The sequence below is a fragment of the Klebsiella terrigena genome (genome assembly GCF_006539725.1).
GTDB classification, from domain to species: Bacteria; Pseudomonadota; Gammaproteobacteria; order Enterobacterales; family Enterobacteriaceae; genus Klebsiella; species Klebsiella terrigena.
Genome location: NZ_BJNO01000004.1, coordinates 236,876 through 254,113, shown reverse-complemented (window position 1 = coordinate 254,113; position 17,238 = coordinate 236,876). Strand labels below are relative to the sequence as shown.

The 17,238-nt window shown below is 57.8% G+C and carries 18 protein-coding genes and 1 other RNA gene; 12 read left to right on the top strand and 7 right to left on the bottom strand.

The window, feature by feature from the left end:
- Window positions 1-137 precede the first annotated feature (137 nt).
- Window positions 138-956 carry an HMP-PP phosphatase gene (gene cof / locus RTE01_RS07805; protein ID WP_041144326.1) on the top strand — a complete coding sequence of 273 codons (819 nt, stop codon included), beginning with the start codon at window positions 138-140 and terminating at the stop codon, window positions 954-956.
- A 59-nt stretch (window positions 957-1,015) separates the two neighbouring features.
- Here cof and RTE01_RS07800 read toward each other — a convergent pair whose 3' ends face one another.
- The gene (locus RTE01_RS07800) at window positions 1,016-2,068 is read right to left on the bottom strand and encodes a PLP-dependent cysteine synthase family protein (protein ID WP_041144327.1); all 1,053 of its coding nucleotides are present in this window, start codon (window positions 2,066-2,068) and stop codon (window positions 1,016-1,018) included.
- Between the two features lie 115 nt (window positions 2,069-2,183).
- On the opposite strand from RTE01_RS07800, the gene RTE01_RS07795 reads away from it, so the two are divergent.
- The 5 genes from RTE01_RS07795 (at window position 2,184) to amtB (ending at window position 8,132) form a co-directional block, all read left to right on the top strand.
- Entirely contained in the window at window positions 2,184-2,642 is a 459-nt protein-coding gene (locus tag RTE01_RS07795; RefSeq protein ID WP_041144328.1) for an Lrp/AsnC family transcriptional regulator, read from the top strand.
- A gap of 42 nt (window positions 2,643-2,684) precedes the next feature.
- Complete coding sequence (locus RTE01_RS07790; RefSeq protein WP_134525331.1) at window positions 2,685-4,457, top strand: SmdA family multidrug ABC transporter permease/ATP-binding protein; 1,773 nt, start codon at window positions 2,685-2,687, stop codon at window positions 4,455-4,457.
- Window positions 4,450-6,228 (top strand): SmdB family multidrug efflux ABC transporter permease/ATP-binding protein, encoded by a 1,779-nt coding sequence (locus tag RTE01_RS07785; RefSeq protein WP_134525332.1) that lies wholly within the window; start codon window positions 4,450-4,452, stop codon window positions 6,226-6,228. The genes RTE01_RS07790 and RTE01_RS07785 overlap by 8 nt, the downstream gene beginning before the upstream one ends.
- A gap of 242 nt (window positions 6,229-6,470) precedes the next feature.
- Window positions 6,471-6,809 carry a P-II family nitrogen regulator gene (gene glnK, locus RTE01_RS07780; RefSeq protein ID WP_004858743.1) on the top strand — a complete coding sequence of 113 codons (339 nt, stop codon included), beginning with the start codon at window positions 6,471-6,473 and terminating at the stop codon, window positions 6,807-6,809.
- A gap of 33 nt (window positions 6,810-6,842) precedes the next feature.
- The gene (gene amtB / locus RTE01_RS07775) at window positions 6,843-8,132 is read left to right on the top strand and encodes an ammonium transporter AmtB (RefSeq protein WP_041144331.1); all 1,290 of its coding nucleotides are present in this window, start codon (window positions 6,843-6,845) and stop codon (window positions 8,130-8,132) included.
- Between the two features lie 65 nt (window positions 8,133-8,197).
- On the opposite strand, the gene tesB is transcribed toward amtB, so the two are convergent.
- Window positions 8,198-9,061 (bottom strand): acyl-CoA thioesterase II, encoded by an 864-nt coding sequence (gene tesB, locus RTE01_RS07770; RefSeq protein WP_134525333.1) that lies wholly within the window; start codon window positions 9,059-9,061, stop codon window positions 8,198-8,200.
- Between the two features lie 218 nt (window positions 9,062-9,279).
- Here tesB and RTE01_RS07765 point away from each other — a divergent pair, with 218 nt between their 5' ends.
- A complete protein-coding gene (locus tag RTE01_RS07765) occupies window positions 9,280-9,807 on the top strand; it encodes a YbaY family lipoprotein (protein WP_041144333.1) in 528 nt (175 codons plus the stop codon).
- A 32-nt stretch (window positions 9,808-9,839) separates the two neighbouring features.
- On the opposite strand, the gene RTE01_RS07760 is transcribed toward RTE01_RS07765, so the two are convergent.
- A complete protein-coding gene (locus tag RTE01_RS07760) occupies window positions 9,840-10,151 on the bottom strand; it encodes an MGMT family protein (RefSeq protein ID WP_041144334.1) in 312 nt (103 codons plus the stop codon).
- 65 nt (window positions 10,152-10,216) lie between these two features.
- The gene (locus RTE01_RS07755; RefSeq protein ID WP_045854230.1) at window positions 10,217-10,624 is read right to left on the bottom strand and encodes a hypothetical protein; all 408 of its coding nucleotides are present in this window, start codon (window positions 10,622-10,624) and stop codon (window positions 10,217-10,219) included.
- A gap of 284 nt (window positions 10,625-10,908) precedes the next feature.
- Here RTE01_RS07755 and ffs point away from each other — a divergent pair.
- Window positions 10,909-11,005, top strand: an RNA gene (gene ffs, locus RTE01_RS07750) — signal recognition particle sRNA small type.
- A gap of 570 nt (window positions 11,006-11,575) precedes the next feature.
- Here the strand turns inward: ffs and RTE01_RS07740 are convergent.
- Entirely contained in the window at window positions 11,576-11,770 is a 195-nt protein-coding gene (locus tag RTE01_RS07740) for a hypothetical protein (protein WP_134525335.1), read from the bottom strand.
- A gap of 489 nt (window positions 11,771-12,259) precedes the next feature.
- On the opposite strand from RTE01_RS07740, the gene RTE01_RS07735 reads away from it, so the two are divergent.
- Both RTE01_RS07735 and RTE01_RS07730 read left to right on the top strand, forming a co-directional pair.
- Window positions 12,260-12,517, top strand: a complete 258-nt coding sequence (locus RTE01_RS07735; RefSeq protein ID WP_041144337.1) for a hypothetical protein — start codon at window positions 12,260-12,262, stop codon at window positions 12,515-12,517.
- On the top strand, window positions 12,514-12,729 hold the full coding sequence (locus RTE01_RS07730) for a hypothetical protein (protein ID WP_041144338.1): 216 nt from the start codon (window positions 12,514-12,516) through the stop codon (window positions 12,727-12,729). Before RTE01_RS07735 ends, RTE01_RS07730 begins: the two co-directional genes overlap by 4 nt.
- Window positions 12,730-12,861: 132 nt before the next feature.
- On the opposite strand, the gene yczR is transcribed toward RTE01_RS07730, so the two are convergent.
- The gene (gene yczR, locus RTE01_RS07725) at window positions 12,862-14,289 is read right to left on the bottom strand and encodes a MocR-like transcription factor YczR (RefSeq protein ID WP_141334894.1); all 1,428 of its coding nucleotides are present in this window, start codon (window positions 14,287-14,289) and stop codon (window positions 12,862-12,864) included.
- An 87-nt stretch (window positions 14,290-14,376) separates the two neighbouring features.
- Between yczR and yczE the strand changes: the two genes are divergently transcribed.
- Together yczE and RTE01_RS07715 are read left to right on the top strand one after the other, a co-directional pair.
- Window positions 14,377-14,991, top strand: coding sequence for a membrane protein YczE (yczE, locus tag RTE01_RS07720; RefSeq protein ID WP_134525336.1), 615 nt, complete (start codon window positions 14,377-14,379; stop codon window positions 14,989-14,991).
- 92 nt (window positions 14,992-15,083) lie between these two features.
- Complete coding sequence (locus RTE01_RS07715; protein ID WP_041147535.1) at window positions 15,084-15,437, top strand: DUF1428 domain-containing protein; 354 nt, start codon at window positions 15,084-15,086, stop codon at window positions 15,435-15,437.
- Between the two features lie 67 nt (window positions 15,438-15,504).
- Here RTE01_RS07715 and RTE01_RS07710 read toward each other — a convergent pair whose 3' ends face one another.
- On the bottom strand, window positions 15,505-17,064 hold the full coding sequence (locus tag RTE01_RS07710; protein WP_134525337.1) for an EAL domain-containing protein: 1,560 nt from the start codon (window positions 17,062-17,064) through the stop codon (window positions 15,505-15,507).
- Window positions 17,065-17,238: the final 174 nt, after the last annotated feature.

Here is a 17,238-nt window from a genome sequence, read left to right as displayed (position 1 = left end):
GTCTCGCCCCTTCGGGGTCCGCGCAAGCGCCACTTATAAACCCGGAACAATAAAAAATATCTATTCACTATTACTTCCGTATATCTCAGGCAATACTGGAACACAAGCAAAACCCACCTCACCTCCGGGAGCAAAACATGGCCAGACTCGCTGCATTTGATATGGACGGTACGCTGTTAATGCCGGACCATCGTCTGGGAGAACGCACGCTTTCGGCCCTGAAACGCCTGCGTGAGCGCGATATTACCCTGACCTTTGCCACCGGCCGCCATGCCCTGGAAATGCGCCACGTGATCGGCGAGTTTGCGCTCGATGCATTCCTTATTACCGGCAACGGTACGCGCATCCACTCCCTCGAGGGGGAGGTGCTGCATCAGTGCGATCTCGATCCGGGCGTTGCTGAACTCGTACTGCACGGCGCCTGGGATACGGCGGCCAGCATGCACGTATTCAACGACGGCGGTTGGTTTACCGGGCAAGCAATCCCCGAGCTGCTGCAGGCGCATATCTTTAGCGGCTTCCGCTACCACATCTGTGATTTAAAACGCATTCCGGCGCACGAGGTCACCAAAGTGTGCTTCTGCGGCGATCATCAGGATCTCCAGCGGCTGAAAGTTCAGCTTACTGAAGCCCTGGGCGAGCGCGCGCATATGTGCTTCTCGGCCGTTGATTGTCTGGAAGTGCTGCCGAATGGCTGTAATAAAGGTGCGGCTCTGGCGGTACTTAGCCGGCATCTTGGCCTGACGCTGCAGGATTGTATGGCGTTTGGTGACGCGATGAACGACCGCGAGATGCTGGGCAGCGTCGGCCGCGGGGTGATTATGGGCAACGCCATGGCGCAGCTCAAGGCAGAGCTGCCGCATTTACCGGTTATCGGAGACTGCCGCAACCAGGCCGTTTCCCACTTTTTAACGCATTGGCTGGATACACCCGATCTTCCTTATTCCCCCGAATAATTAGACCATTCCAGCAAGCCAGGCCGGGCATCGCGATGATGCATTAAGCCTGGCTTTTTTTATTGTGCCGCCGTCTTTACCGCAATTTGCGCCTGCCACGGCGCGATGTCGCCGATATTGGCCGCCACCCACTGGGGATCGTAATAGCTTTCGAGGTAGCGCTCGCCGCTGTCGCAAAGCAGGGTCACAATCGAGCCGGTCCGCCCTTCGGCACGCATGCGTACGGCAAGCTCCAGCACGCCCCACATATTGGTACCGGTCGAGGCTCCGACCTTACGGCCCAGCAGCGTCTCCAGCCACAGGGCGGTTGCGACGCTGGCGGCATCCGGCACGCGCAGCATTTCATCAACCACATCCGGAATAAATGACGGCTCGACGCGCGGGCGGCCGATACCTTCTATTTTGCTGCCGACCGGACTGCGCAGGCTGGCGTCGCGGCTCTGCCAGTAGTCGAGAAACACCGAGTTTTGTGGGTCAACCACCATCAGCTGAGTATCGTAGCCCTGGCTGCGGATATAGCGGCCGATGGTTGCCGAGGTTCCGCCGGTTCCCGCGCTCATCACGATATACGACGGCTGCGGATGCGGCTCATGGGTCATCTGACGGAAGATGCTGTCGGCAATATTATTGTTTCCTCGCCAGTCGGTCGCCCGCTCGGCAAAGGTAAACTGATCCATATAGTGGCCGTTCAGTTCGCGAGCCAGGGTTTCGGAGGCGGCGTAGATTTCGCAGGCGCTGGCTACGAAATGGCAGCGGCCGCCGTAAAACTCGATCTGCTCGATTTTGCGCTTTGCCGTGCAGGAAGGCATTACGGCAATAAACGGCAGGCCCAGCAGGCGCGCGAAGTAGGCCTCAGACACCGCGGTGGAGCCGGAAGACGACTCGATAATCGTCGTCCCTTCTTTAATCCAGCCGTTGCACAGACCATAAAGGAAGAGCGAGCGCGCCAGGCGATGCTTCAGGCTGCCGGTGGGATGGGTGCTTTCATCCTTCAGGTAGATCTGGATCCCTGGGAACCCGGGCAGCGCAAGGCGAATAAGGTGCGTGTCGGCGGAGCGCTGATAGTCGGCGTTGATTTCGCTAATGGCGTGTTTTACCCAGGCGCTGTTCATCTTCATTTCCTGTTTGTCATTTTGTGCCCAGCTTAAAGGAAGTCGAAGGAAAAATTGTTGCTATTTAGCCTTTGAATTACAATAAAAGGAGTAAAATTTTCTCTATTGGTGACCTATGTTAGATAAAATTGACCGCAAGCTGCTTTCTTTACTGCAGACGGACTGCACCCTCTCTTTGCAGGCGTTGGCTGATGCCGTTAATCTGACCACCACGCCCTGCTGGAAACGGCTGAAGCGGCTGGAAGATGAGGGTATCCTGCGCGAGCGGGTTGCGCTGCTGGATGCCGAAAAGCTCGGTCTTAGCCTGACGGCCTTCGTGCTGATCAAGACCCAGCATCACAGCAGCGACTGGTACTGCCGCTTCGTAAGCGAGGTGACGCAAATGGCGGAAGTTCTCGGCTTCTGGCGCATGGCGGGGGAGTATGATTACCTGCTGCGGGTCCAGGTCGCGGATATGAAGCGCTACGACGATTTTTATAAACGGCTGGTGAACAGCGTTCCGGGACTCTCCGATGTGACTTCGAGTTTTGCCATGGAACAGATAAAATACACTACGGCCTTACCGATTGATTAACGGCGTTTGCCGCGACGATTTATACACTCAGGATTTAACTGCTTGCGATTATTTGCTCAACTTAGCTGGTACTTCCGCCGGGAGTGGCGCCGTTATCTCGGCGCTATTGCTCTGCTGGCCATTATCGCCGTCCTACAGCTGATCCCGCCTAAGGTGGTGGGAATTGTGGTTGATGGCGTCACCAAAGAACATTACACCGCAGAAAAGGTGTGGATGTGGATTGGCGTGCTGGTACTTATCGCGATAATGGTTTACCTGCTGCGCTACGTCTGGCGCGTGCTGCTGTTTGGCGCCTCTTATCAGCTGGCCGTCGAGCTGCGGGAAGATTTCTATCGCCAGCTGAGCCGCCAGCATCCGGCCTTCTACCTGCGCCACCGCACCGGCGACCTGATCGCCCGCGCCACCAATGACGTTGACCGGGTGGTCTTCGCGGCGGGTGAGGGCGTGCTGACGCTGGTGGATTCGCTGGTGATGGGCTGCGCGGTGCTGATCGTCATGTCGACGCAAATCAGCTGGCAGCTGACGCTGCTGGCGCTGCTGCCGATGCCGGTGATGGCGCTGATGATCAAGCGCAACGGCGATGCGCTGCACGAACGTTTTCGCGTGGCGCAGGCGGCGTTCTCAAGCCTCAACGACCGAACCCAGGAAAGCCTGACCAGTATCCGCATGATTAAAGCCTTTGGCCTGGAAGACCGGCAGTCGGCGCAGTTCGCGGCCGATGCGCAGGATACCGGTAAGAAAAACATGCGCGTGGCGCGCATCGATGCGCGCTTTGACCCGACGATTTACATCGCTATCGGTACCGCCAACCTGCTGGCAATCGGCGGCGGGAGCTGGATGGTGCTGCAGGGCAGCATGACGTTAGGCCAGCTCACCAGCTTTGTGATGTATCTGGGGCTGATGATTTGGCCGATGCTGGCGCTGGCGTGGATGTTTAATATCGTCGAGCGCGGCAGCGCGGCCTACAGCCGAATTCGCACGATGCTGGAAGAGGCGCCGGCGGTCAAAGACGGTAGCGAATCGGCGCCGGAAGGGCGCGGAACGCTTAGCGTCGCCGTGCGCGAGTTTATCTATCCTCAGGCCAACAAAGCGTCGCTGGAGAAGGTCAATTTTGTGCTGCAGCCGGGGCAAATGCTCGGCATCTGTGGGCCAACCGGCTCGGGGAAAAGCACGATTCTGGCGCTGATACAGCGCCACTTCGACGTCACCCAGGGAGATATTCGTTTTCATGATATTCCCTTAACCCGGCTACAGCTCGACAGCTGGCGCGGCCGGCTGGCGGTGGTCAATCAGACGCCGTTCCTGTTTTCCGACACCGTGGCAAACAACATCGCGCTCGGCAGGCCCGACGCGACGGCCGAGCAAATTGAGCGGGTGGCGCGCCTTGCCAGCGTTCACGAGGATATTCTGCGCCTGCCTCAGGGCTACGAGACCGAGGTGGGCGAACGCGGCGTGATGCTGTCCGGTGGACAGAAACAGCGCATCTCCATTGCCCGAGCGCTGCTGCTGGAGGCGGAGATCCTGATTCTTGACGATGCCCTGTCGGCGGTAGATGGCCGCACGGAGCACCAGATACTCTATAACCTGCGGCAGTGGGGAGAAGGGCGGACGGTGATCATCAGCGCCCATCGGCTATCGGCGTTGACGGAAGCCAGCGAAATTCTGGTGATGCAGCATGGCCATATTGCCCAGCGCGGCCGCCATGACGTGCTGGCAGCGCAGCCGGGCTGGTATCGCGATATGTACCGCTATCAGCAGCTGGAGGCGGCGCTGGATGATGCCCCTCATGACCTTGAGGAGGCTGCCGATGCGTAGTTTTACCGAACTCTGGCCGACCTTAAAACGCCTGCTGGCCTACGGCTCGCCGTGGCGCAGGCCGCTGCTGATTGCGGTCGGAATGATGTGGATTGCAGCCGCCGCCGAAGTCAGCGGCCCGCTGCTGATCAGCTACTTCATCGACAACATGGTGGCGAAGAATTCGCTGCCGCTGAAGCTGGTTAGCGGGCTCGCGGTGGCCTATCTTGGCTTGCAGATCCTCGCGGCGACGCTGCACTACAACCAGTCGCTGCTGTTTAACCGCGCCGCCGTCGGCGTCGTTCAGCAGCTGCGTAGCGACGTGATGGATGCCGCGCTGCGCCAGCCGCTGAGCGAATTCGATACGCAGCCGGTCGGGCAGCTTATCTCCCGCGTCACTAACGACACCGAGGTGATCCGCGATCTTTACGTCACCGTGGTGGCGACGGTGCTGCGCAGCGCGGCGCTGATTGGCGCCATGCTGGTGGCGATGTTCAGCCTCGACTGGCGCATGGCGCTGGTGGCGCTGGCGATTTTCCCGGCGGTGCTGATCGTCATGATGATCTATCAGCGCTACAGCACGCCTATTGTCCGGCGGGTGCGCGCCTGGCTGGCGGATATCAACGACGGCTTTAATGAAGTGATTAACGGCATGGGTGTTATCCAGCAGTTCCGCCAGCAGGCGCGGTTCGGCGAGCGGATGCGCGAGGCCAGCTATGCCCACTATCTGGCGCGCATGCAAACGCTGCGTCTCGACGGCTTCCTGCTGCGTCCGCTGCTCAGCCTCTTCTCGACGCTGGTGCTGTGCGGGCTGCTGATGCTCTTTGGCTTCAGCGCCTCGGGAACCATTGAGGTCGGGGTGCTGTACGCCTTTATCAGCTATCTCGGCCGGCTGAACGAGCCGCTGATTGAGCTGACTACACAGCAGTCGATGCTGCAGCAGGCGGTGGTGGCCGGCGAGCGGGTCTTCGAGCTGATGGATCGACCGCGTCAGGCGTGGGGTCAGGACGATGCTCCGCTGCGCAGCGGGGCGGTATCGATCGAGGATCTCTCGTTTGCCTACCGCGGCGATCGGCTGGTACTGCAGGATATCAATCTGGAGATTCCGTCCCGCAGCTTTGTGGCGCTGGTGGGCCACACCGGCAGCGGCAAAAGTACGCTTGCCAGCCTGATGATGGGCTACTACCCGCTGAGCAAAGGCGAGATCCGTATTGACGGCCGTCCGCTCTTTTCTTTAAGCCACAGCGCATTACGCCAGGGCGTCGCCATGGTGCAGCAGGATCCGGTCGTGCTGGCCGATACCTTCTACGCCAACGTCACTCTCGGCCGCGATATCAGCGAGGCGCAGGTCTGGGACGCGCTGGAAGCCGTGCAGTTGGCCGAGCTGGCGCGCGGCCTGGAGGGCGGGCTTTATACCCAGCTGGGCGAGCAGGGCAACAATCTCTCGGTGGGCCAGAAGCAGCTGCTGGCGCTGGCCAGGGTGCTGGTCGATACGCCGCAGATACTGATCCTCGACGAGGCAACGGCCAATATCGATTCCGGCACCGAGCAGGCGATCCAGCAGGCGCTGGCAAAGGTTCGTCAGAACACGACGCTGATTGTGATTGCCCACCGCCTGTCGACGATAGTCGAAGCGGATACGATCCTGGTGCTCCATCGCGGCCAGGCGGTTGAGCGCGGAAACCATCAGCAGCTGCTGGCGGAAAAAGGGCGCTACTGGCAGATGTACCAGCTGCAGCTGGCCGGCGAGGAGCTGGCGGCCAGCTCGCAGGAAGAGTCTCTGATTGCCTGATGCACTATAAGCAGGCAGTGATTCTGCGGCGATATAGCGTGGTGCAAAAATGCAACCTCTTACGCACTAAAATGGTGCATTTTTAGCCGCTCCCGGGCGCTTTCCCCCGCGTTCCCGGGTCGTTTCTCGCTTTTCTCCATCAAAAGGGCCGCTTAGCGGTCCTTTTTCATTTCTGGCATAGCCTTTGCTTTATTCCCTGTGTGTTAGCTGCTGCCATTACGAATTCTGATCGGAGGGGACTTATGAAGCTGGTTACCGTGGTAATCAAACCGTTTAAACTGGAAGACGTTCGCGAAGCGTTATCTTCCATCGGCATTCAGGGCCTGACGGTCACTGAAGTGAAAGGGTTTGGCCGCCAGAAAGGCCATGCTGAGCTGTACCGTGGCGCCGAATATAGCGTTAACTTTTTGCCGAAGGTAAAAATTGACGTGGCGATCGCCGACGATCAGCTGGATGAGGTCGTTGACGTCATCAGTAAAGCGGCATACACCGGGAAAATTGGCGATGGCAAAATTTTTGTCGCCGAGCTGCAGCGCGTTATTCGCATCCGCACCGGCGAAGCCGACGAAGCGGCACTGTAACGTCCAGACCACACAGTGATGGGGATTGAGAAGATGAAAATAGCAACAACAATGAAAACAGGTCTGGGTGCGCTGGCGCTTCTTCCAGGATTGGCCATGGCCGCACCGGCGGTGGCGGATAAAGCCGACAACGCCTTTATGATGATCTGCACCGCGCTGGTGCTGTTTATGACGATTCCGGGCATCGCGCTGTTCTACGGCGGCCTGATTCGCGGCAAAAACGTGCTTTCGATGCTGACTCAGGTGATTGTCACCTTTGCTCTGGTGTGCGTTCTGTGGGTGGTCTACGGCTACACGCTGGCGTTCGGTACCGGCGGCAGCTTCTTCGGCAACTTTGACTGGGTATTATTGAAGAATATTGAGCTGAAAGCGCTGATGGGCTCCTTCTATCAGTACATTCACGTCGCTTTCCAGGGCTCCTTCGCCTGTATTACCGTCGGCCTCATCGTCGGCGCGCTGGCGGAGCGTATTCGCTTCTCCGCGGTGCTGATCTTCGTGGTGGTGTGGATGACGCTCTCCTATGTCCCGATTGCCCATATGGTATGGGGTGGCGGTCTGCTGGCGACGCACGGCGCGCTGGATTTTGCCGGCGGTACCGTCGTACATATCAACGCCGCGGTTGCCGGGCTGGTGGGTGCCTACATGATGGGCAAACGCGTGGGCTTTGGCAAAGAGGCGTTCAAACCGCATAACCTGCCGATGGTCTTCACCGGTACCGCGATCCTGTACGTTGGCTGGTTTGGCTTCAACGCCGGTTCTGCGAGCGCGGCGAACGAAATTGCGGCCCTGGCATTTGTGAATACCGTCGTGGCAACCGCCGCTGCGATTCTGGCCTGGACCTTCGGCGAATGGGTGACCCGCGGTAAGCCGTCCCTGCTGGGCGCCTGCTCCGGGGCGATTGCTGGTCTGGTCGGCATTACGCCAGCCTGTGGTTACATCGGCGTGGGTGGTTCACTGATTGTCGGTCTTGCTGCCGGTCTGGCGGGTCTGTGGGGCGTGACTGTCCTGAAGCGCTGGCTGCGCGTTGACGACCCGTGCGACGTGTTCGGCGTGCACGGCGTCTGTGGGATTGTCGGCTGTATCCTGACCGGTATCTTTGCCGCGACTTCTCTGGGCGGTGTGGGTTACGCAGAAGGCGTCACCATGGGGCATCAGCTGCTGGTGCAGCTGGAAAGTATCGGTATCACCATCGTCTGGTCCGGCGTCGTCGCCTGGATCGGCTATAAAGTTGCTGATATGACCGTCGGTCTGCGCGTGCCGGAAGAGCAGGAACGCGAAGGTCTGGACGTCAACAGCCACGGCGAAAACGCCTACAACGCCTGAATCCTTGTGTTATCTCCAGTAGCAGCAAAGCCTCCCTCGGGAGGCTTTTTTTATGCCGTTACGCCCTATGCGTTGCGGTTGCGCATCACGCCTTCCTGCACCGTTGAGGCCACCAGGATGCCGTCCTGGGTATAGAACTCGCCGCGCACGAATCCTCTGGCGCTGGAAGCTGAGGTGCTCTCAACGCTGTACAGCAGCCACTCATTAACGTTGAACGGGCGATGGAACCACATCGAGTGATCGATCGTGGCGACCTGCATTCCGGGCTCAAGGAAGCCCACGCCGTGCGGCTGTAGTGCGACCGGCAGGAAGTTAAAGTCCGAGGCGTAGCCCAGCAGGTATTGATGGATGCGGATGTCCTGCGGGACGGCGCCGTTGGCGCGCATCCATACCTGGCGGGTCGGCTCAGCGGCGTGGCCTTTTAGCGGGTTATGGAACTCAACCGGGCGGATCTCCAGCGGCTTATCGCAGAGGAACTTATCTTTGACCTGCGGCGGCAGCAGGTGCGCCAGCTTACGGGCAATATCGGTCTCTGAAGGCAGAGAGTCCGGCGCCGGGGCCGCCGGCATCGTTTTTTGATGCTCGTAGCCCGGTTCCGGGGCCTGGAAAGAGGCGGTCATATAGAAAATCGGCTTGCCGTTTTGAATCGCGGCCACCCGGCGCGCGCTAAAGCTGTTGCCATCGCGCAGGACTTCGACATCATAAATAATCGGCTTCTGGCTATCGCCGGGGCGCAGGAAGTAGCTGTGAAATGAGTGGATCAGGCGCTCGGCAGGCACGGTCTCTTTCGCCGCGTACAGCGCCTGGCCGACGACCTGGCCGCCAAAAACCTGACGTAGCCCCAGATCTTCGCTCTGCCCGCGGAACAGCCCCTCTTCAATTTTTTCCAGATTTAACAATGCCAGCAGATTAGTTAGTGCCTGACTCATATTTACCCTCAATCGGTGATAACCGCTTCTCGCGGCGCGTATTGAGGCAAAGTATAACCTGGAATCGCAAGTGGTCCGATGGGTGTAATAATCTGAATAAGGGGTCGTTTGCAGGAAGAGAACTGAGATCTGTGCCACACTTATGCACGATACAAATGTTCATGCCATTCAGTCGGTGGACATGCTCCTGTGTATATAGGGATGAAAAGGAGAACAACATGAAATTTGCCTATATGTTAAGTGCTTTAGCCGTTGCCACCGCATTGACCGCCTGTGCCAATAATCACAGCGACAGTGCGAAAAATAACGCGGCTGCCGCCGATCCTTACGGCATCGCGTCACTGACGTCCTCGCAGCAACAGCCTAACGTTTCCGGGACTATCTCTATTCGGCAGAAAGTTGCCCTGCCGCCGGATGCGGTACTGACCGTGACCTTGTCTGATGCTTCACTGGCCGACGCGCCGTCGCGCGTGCTGGCGCAGAAAGCCGTACGTACCGAAGGCCAGCAGCCGCCGTATAACTTTGTTCTGCCGTACAACCAGGCGGATATAAAGCCTAACGCGCGTATCCTGCTGAGCTCGGCCATTACGGTCAATGGTCAGCTGATGTTTATCACCGATACGGTCCAGACGGTGGTCAACGGTGGCGGCAGTCGTGCCGATCTGCTGCTGGTGCCGGTACAGCAAACCGCAGTACCTGTCGCCGGCGATGGCGCAGCGGCGAACACGCCGGCCGTCGCGCAATAAGACCTCAAATGCCCCTGTTCAGGGGCATTTTTTTAATAAATCCAGCGATAGTGCTGCAGGTCGATATGCCCGCTGCCGGAGACCTGTACCCCTTCAGCCAGCAGCGCCTGGCGCTGACGCTGCAGGTCCGGGCCCGTCAGTGAAATATCGCCGTGCCGATTGACCACTCGATGCCACGGCAGAGCGGAGCCTTCCGGCAGACGCTTGAGCACGCCGCCCACCTGGCGGGCCGCGCGCGGCGAGCCTGCCAGCAGCGCGACGTCGCCGTAGGTGGCGACATAGCCTTCCGGTATCGAGGCGATAATCTGCCATACCCGCTGAGGAAATGTGTCTTGAGGATCCATGAGGCGCCCTGTTGCCGGGAAAGGTTCAGGATAAGCGCTGGATAACGGGCTGTACAGCCCGCGGCTTAAGCGGAATGCGCGAGGGTAAACTCCAGCGCCAGGCCGAGGGTCTGCATCCCGTGTATGTTGTCATGCGGAGTCAAAGCCATCAGGCTTTCGAGAAACTTCAGCCGCCGCGACTGAGCGTTAATAATCAGCTTTGCGCGCAGGGCCGGGAGCTTCTGCGAGGTGATGGGGTAAACCACGCGCCCGCAGACCGCGATAGGCAGCCTGCGTAACTCGACGCTCTGCAGCACGCCGACCGTGGAGTAGAGCAGCGCAACCGGCGTCACCGCCAGCATCGTGCCGCTGCTGATGGTGATAAAATCCAGCACCAGCTCCGGGCGCAGGTAGTGCAAGCCCTTGAAGGATACGGTCACGCCGTCAATCGCCGGCATCGCCAGAGTTGACGTCAAACGCGGTGATTCGCTCATTGATTCCCCATAACGATAAGATGTTGATTTAAAAAGAGGGCTTCGTTATCCGATGAAGTATGGATGAGCATGAAGCATTCTGCCGCGACGGCGCTCGCAATCCCTTGTATTGCCCGGTAAGGATTGTCGCGAAATTTAACAGCCCGGCCGGCGGCGGGTTTTCGCCAGCCTGTTAGCGGCTTTGCGCAATAAACCAGCATCCGAGCGACGCCAGCTTGCAATTCAGCGCCGCAGTAGGGATAATGCGCCGGCGCGTTGGTTAACAACGCTCTCAATGGGGGCTCTGTTGGTTCTCCCGCAACGCTACTCTGTTTACCAGGTCAGATCCGGAAGGAAGCAGCCAGAGCAGACGACGTGTGTGCCGGGATGTAGCTGGCAGGGCCCCCACCCAATTCTGCTAAGTGCATGATGTCCATCATGTAACCCCTTTGTTTCGTGCATTGAAACGGCGGTGATACAACTTTTGTTTATCACTTAGGACGCTAATCAATGTCGCATCTTATGCTTTCCCGTCACGGGATCTGGTTCTACCGTAGGGTCTGCCTGACACCTCGGAAACGCCGTAAAATTCGTATTTCTCTTCGCACACGTTCCAGGCGTGAAGCTTTGCTCCGTGTGGAGAAATATCTCACCTCACAACCTTTCCACTGCGTTCCTCAGTCCATCCCGGCACACACAGCAACCCCGTCTGCTTCCTTCCAGCAACCACAACAGAAAACCCCCTTCAAGAGCCTAAAGAGTGAGCTTGATAAGTACACCAGCGCTAAAACAGGAGAGGTTGGTGAACGGGAAATACTGACGATCAACAGGTGCGTAAATGCATATCTGAATTCTACAAAAGAGCCTTTCAGCAAGAGGAGTGCAGCGGTATTTGTTGATGGTCTGGAAGGTTCTGCATCCACCGGAAACCGTTACAATAAAAGAATTCGGCCTTCTTTAAGTGGCGTTCGATTAGCACAATTTCCCTGTCATATTGGTGACTGAAGCGATAACCAGTTGGATTAACTCTTCCTCATTCAAGCTCTCTGGTGTCAAATTCGGGTGCATCGCTGTAAGTGGATATTTAGCGTATTCTTCTAATTCGATGTAGCGACCGAGAGTTACGGTTTCGGCATACAGTTGGAGCAATAACTGTTTGTTGGTCATGTTTTATCCTCAAGAATTAAGTATCGGGTATTTGTACTACCAGCAGGTTTTATGGCCTCTATTGCCTCAAATCGGGGAGAGGCTGGTAGGTTCCAGCCTTTGACGGTTATCTCACTTTCTTGAAGGTGAGCAGGATCAGAGGTACGCAGACAGCGAAACCAACAATAGAGGCTAACGCTGAATCAGAGTGATTTTGCGATAGTTCCTTAACAAACCACGGAGCATTACTGCATACCCGAAGAGGCTCGCCGCCCGGCAGCGGCAAAGAATTTATTTTTTGCACAAACTCGACTCTTCTGCTACCCAGAAAATGAGCTGTCATAATTTTGAAATAATAATGAAATATATCCGTCATGCGTTTGTCATAAATAACTGGCAGATTAGCAGTGGGAATTTGTTGCCAGATTACAAGCCGTAAATATATGTCTGGATCAACATGTTAACTTCGTGTATTAATTATGATGAATTTATTGCACGGGAAGCGTGACTATGACCACAGTGGTTTTGAACGTAAAAATTGATGCAGAATTAAAAGAGAAGCTGCGTCACTATGCGGAAGTAAATAACGAAAACCTGGGTACTGCGACGGAGAAACTGCTGCTACTCGCTTTTCAAATAGCGGATTCAGCGGACGAGGCGGGGGTTTCGGAAGAGGATATTGACAGCCAGCATACCGAAGAGGAAACGACTCCATTAACCCCTAAAGAAATCAAAGCATTAAGAAAGATTCTGAAGAAGAGAAAATGAAACAACAACTCTCTACAGCCAGCAACTACAGCGAAGCCTGCGACATGTTACGTTCAGGGTATGTGAAGCACGTTCGCCTGAACTGGAATATCGGCAGTGATGAGTTCTTTCGCATTGCTTCCGACTGGTGCGAAACCGGGGCAAAAATAAAAAAAGATGACGATGGTTTTATTATCTCGTTAAAAAGTTTTCCCATTCCGCGCCAGCATTAATGAAATGCGGTTTATTTTGTCATTCCGCTGACATATTGCGATGACAAGATAAACTGCAATTTTATAAAAACATCTCATATCCGTCATGGACGATGATTTTTGACGGGCTGAACCCAGCCCGTCGATATTTTATTATATTATTTTCCGCGCCCGCGTATTTTCACTCTGCTGTGCAAGACTATGCCACAGCGGCTGTAGCGTGCTGAAGGCGCTGCGTAGCGCCTCATCCTCCAGCGTAAACGGCAGCCGCAGATAGCGATCGAAAGCCCCTGCGAGGCCAAAGCGCGTCCCGGTCCCGATATGAATACCGCGGCTTTCTGCCCGCGCGGAAAGTATCGTCGCCAGCATCCCCGGTAGTTCAACCCAAAAAGAGAGCCCGCCCTCCGGCGGCGTAAAGTGCCAGTGGGGAAAATATTCAGCCATTAATTTACCGCACATATCCCGGCGGGCGGCCAGCATTGCCCGACGCGGCGGCAGCAGCTGTTTTTCATTTTCCAGCAGCCAGCAGCAGGCCAGCTGTTCGAGCAGTGGCGATCCGAGGTCAAGGGAGTCACGGGCCTGGACGAGCGAGGCGATGGTTCGGGACGACGCGCGGATCCAGCCAATGCGCAGCCCGCCCCAGAAGCTTTTGCCGGCGGAGCCGATGGTGATAACCGGCGCCTCGGGATTGAAGGCCGCCAGCGGCGGAGGCGGCGGGGCGTTGTACCATAAATCAACCATTGTCTCATCGACCACCAGCGTGGTGCGCGTATGGGCCGCAATATCAGCCACCCGCTGGCGGGTGGCGCTATCCATGCAGCGGCCGGTGGGATTGTGAAAGTCCGGCATCAGCCAGGCCAGGCGCGGGGCGGTTTGCGCAAGGGTTGCCGCCAGGCCGTCACAGTCCCAGCCCTGGGCGGGCAGCGCCACGCCAACCGGCCGGCAGGAGGCTCCCTGAATCGCGCTGATCGCCATGGGATAGGTTGGGGCATCGACCACCACGCGGTCGCCGGGTCCGGTCATTAAGCGCAGCACCAGCGCCAGGCCGCTAAGCGCGCCGTTAACAATCATCACTTCATCAGCCTGGGTCGCTAAACCGCGCTCGCAGTAGCGGCGGGCTATCGCCTCGCGCAGCGTCGCCAGCCCCTGCTGATCGTAGCCGGTGCTGGTCAGATGCTGGGGCATCACGCCCAGCGCATGATGGTAGGCCTGATGGATTTCCGGCCCGGCGCTGAGGGCGGCGGTGGCCAGGTTCACCGACGTGGCGCTGGCGGCCTGTTCTACCGTTCCAGCCTGGCGCTGGGGCAGGGCGATGCGCGAGCCGCTGCCCTGGCGGCTGTAAAGATACCCCTCTTCCCGCAGCTGGCCGAGCGCGCTGGCGATGGTCGTGCGGCTAACGCTCAGCGCCGTCGCCAGCTCGCGCTCGCCGGGCAGACGCGTTTCCAGCGTCAGGCGGCCGTCAAGGATCAGTAGCCTCAGCGCTTCTGCCAGCTGGCGCCAGAGCGGGGTGCGGGAGGCGGACTCCTGCCAGTTTCCCAGCAGGCGCACCAAAGATTGCGTACCAAATCGACGAGAAGCCATAGCGATCCACTTTTGTAAAACTGGCCATTAATTATCAATCCATTTTTGCCGATGATGGAGAGGTCCGCAATCATCCAGAGGTAAAAAATGTTACGTCGTCTACTGCAGCTCTATATCGGCCTTGTTCTGTACGGCGTGTCGACCGCGCTCTTTGTGCACGCCAATCTCGGAGCCGACCCGTGGGATGTTTTCCATCTCGGCATGGGTAAACAGTTTGGGCTGGATTTTGGCACGGTTATGATCCTGACCGGCGCGGCGGTCCTGCTGCTGTGGATCCCCCTGCGCCAGATGCCCGGGCTGGGCACCATCAGCAATGTGATCGTGCTGGGCCTGGCGGCAAATGCGACCCTGGCCGTTTTGCCGCCGCTTGAATCGGTGGTGGCGCGCAGCCTGCTGCTGGTCGGCGCGGTGATCCTCAACGCCCTGGCAACCGGTATGTATATTGGTGCCGGATTTGGCCCCGGGCCGCGCGACGGTCTGATGACCGGACTCCATGCCCGTACCGGCTGGTCGCTGCGCGGGATCCGCACCGCCATCGAGGTATCGGTACTGCTGATTGGCTGGATGGCCGGAGGCACCTTTGGCGTCGGCACCGTGCTGTATGCGCTGACCATCGGGCCGCTTATTCAGCTCTGTTTGCCCTGGTTCCGCCGGCCCGTCGCTGTACAGCCCGTTGCCGCCAGCCGCGAAGCCGCATCCTGATTTTATGTCGTCTTCGGCGATGACAACTAAACTTAACGCTGCAGATGCCGCCGGGTTCGCCGGCTGCGCTGTTCACTTCGGAGATAATGCTCATGAAGTACGTTGATGGTTTTGTCGTTGCCGTGCCCGCGGAAAATAAGGAGGCATACCGCGAGATGGCAGCGAAGGCCGCGTCACTGTTCAGAGAGTTTGGCGCGCTGCGCGTTGTGGAGTGCTGGGCGGACGACGTGCCGCAAGGCAAGTACACCGACTTTCGGATGGCGGTAAAAGCCGAGGACGATGAAGAGGTGGTATTCAGCTGGATCGAATATCCGTCGAAAGAGGCGAGGGATAACGCCAACGCAAAACTGATGACGGACCCGCGGATGAAGGCGCTGGGAGAGGGGATGCCCTTTGACGGCCAGCGCATGATCTTTGGCGGCTTTGCGCCGCTACTCGATGAATAATCTGCCAGCAGCACCATCCCCGCCGGCCCGCCGGTTTCGGGGATGGTGATAGCCAGCTACGCGGCGTTCACGATCCCTTCAGGTTATTTTCCGCCCACAGAATAAACTTCTCTTTCGGCAGCGCTTTGCTGTACAGCCAGCCCTGGGCGTATATCACCCCGTGATCGCGCAGCCAGTCACGCTGGCGTTCGGTTTCCACGCCTTCCGCAACCGTCGCCAGGTCGAGCGCTTTTGCCATCTCGATGATGTGCGGCGTCAGCGGTTTATACTCCAGCGTATCAACAAACGATTTATCGATTTTCAGGGTATCGACGTCCAGCCGCTGCAGGTAGCTCAGGCTGGAGTAGCCGGTGCCGAAATCATCGATGGAGATGCGGTGCCCTGCCTGACGGTAGCTGGCGATCACCGGCAGCGTGGTTTGCGGGTCAACGAAGCCGCGCTCGGTAATCTCCAGAATGATCTGCTGCGCGGCGATATTCCAGTGCTGAAGCTGTTCGCGCAGAAGTATCGGCAGCTTTGGCGAGCGCAAATCATCTACTGACAGATTAATGGAAATATGGACCTCCGGCCGCTGCTGTAGCCAGGGGCCGAGGTCGGTAAAAATGGTGCGGACGATATCTTCGGTTAAGCGGGTAATCAGCCCGGTTTGCTCGGCGAGCGGGATAAAAATATCCGGTGACAGAAAGCTACCGTCGGGCTGCTTCCAGCGCGCCAGCGCTTCCGCCCCCGCGATTTTGCCACTCTGCAGCGAAACAATCGGCTGATAGTAGACCTGGATGGCGTTGGAGTTCAGGGCATCCAGCATCCCATAGCGCGGCGAGCGCAGTCGACGCAGCAGCCGCAGAATTAAAAATGAGGCCAGCAGGCTGGTAAACAGGCCGATGGGCACCCATAGCAGCAGCTGATGCCGCCATCGCTCCTGCAGCGGCAGGGTCGAAGACCAGGTCGCAATCCCGAGGCCCAGCTCCGGGATGCGGTGAATGCGGAAAACGGTATTGTCGAGGGTCAGCGTTTTGGCACTCTGATTTTTTATTTTCTCCCAGATAAGCGGATCGATCTTTTCGCTACTGACGATCGCCCGTTCGCGCCGGGTGCCAAACAGAACGGTGTGGATCTCATCCGGGCTCAGCTGGACGACGTCGATAAACGATGCGGGATCTATCATCACCATATGGTTATCGCTGCCCAGGGCCGTCATCCGGCGCTGCATGCCGAGATCGTTGAGGGTTGTCAGCCAGGCGCGGTAGCCGTCGGAGGTGATGCTATCGGGCTCGGGAAATTTGACGGGCGCGCTGCGGTCTTCAAGCGAAGAGCACTGCGGGACTGAATCATGCAGCCACAGCACTTCCTGCACGTAGCGATGGGTATAGGCAATGCGCCGCATCGCCTGTAAATGCTGCGGGCTACACGAGGCGTAGGGAATAGCCTCCGCTTCCTGCAGCGCCTCTTTCGCCTGATCGGCAACCTGCTGCACCCGCGTTAAAACGCGTGCGGAGTAGTTATCCAGCTCGCTATAAAACTGCGTTTTTGCCTGACTCGTTGCCAGCCAGATGCTCAGCCCGGTGGGCAAAATAATGGCGAGAATCAGCACCCCCGTAACCAGACTCACCAGGTGTCGGGTTGTCATGAGAATATCCTTATGTCAGAGGGGGTTCGATGAGTATACCCGATAGCGGAAAAAGGTCGCGGTGCCGGTGAATTATTATTGGATGTAAAAAATGCCCGAACCGGCAGATGTCGCCTGTTCGGGCTAAGATGGACGATCCGCTGCGTTCAAGGCGTTGAGCGCGCGGAGAAAACG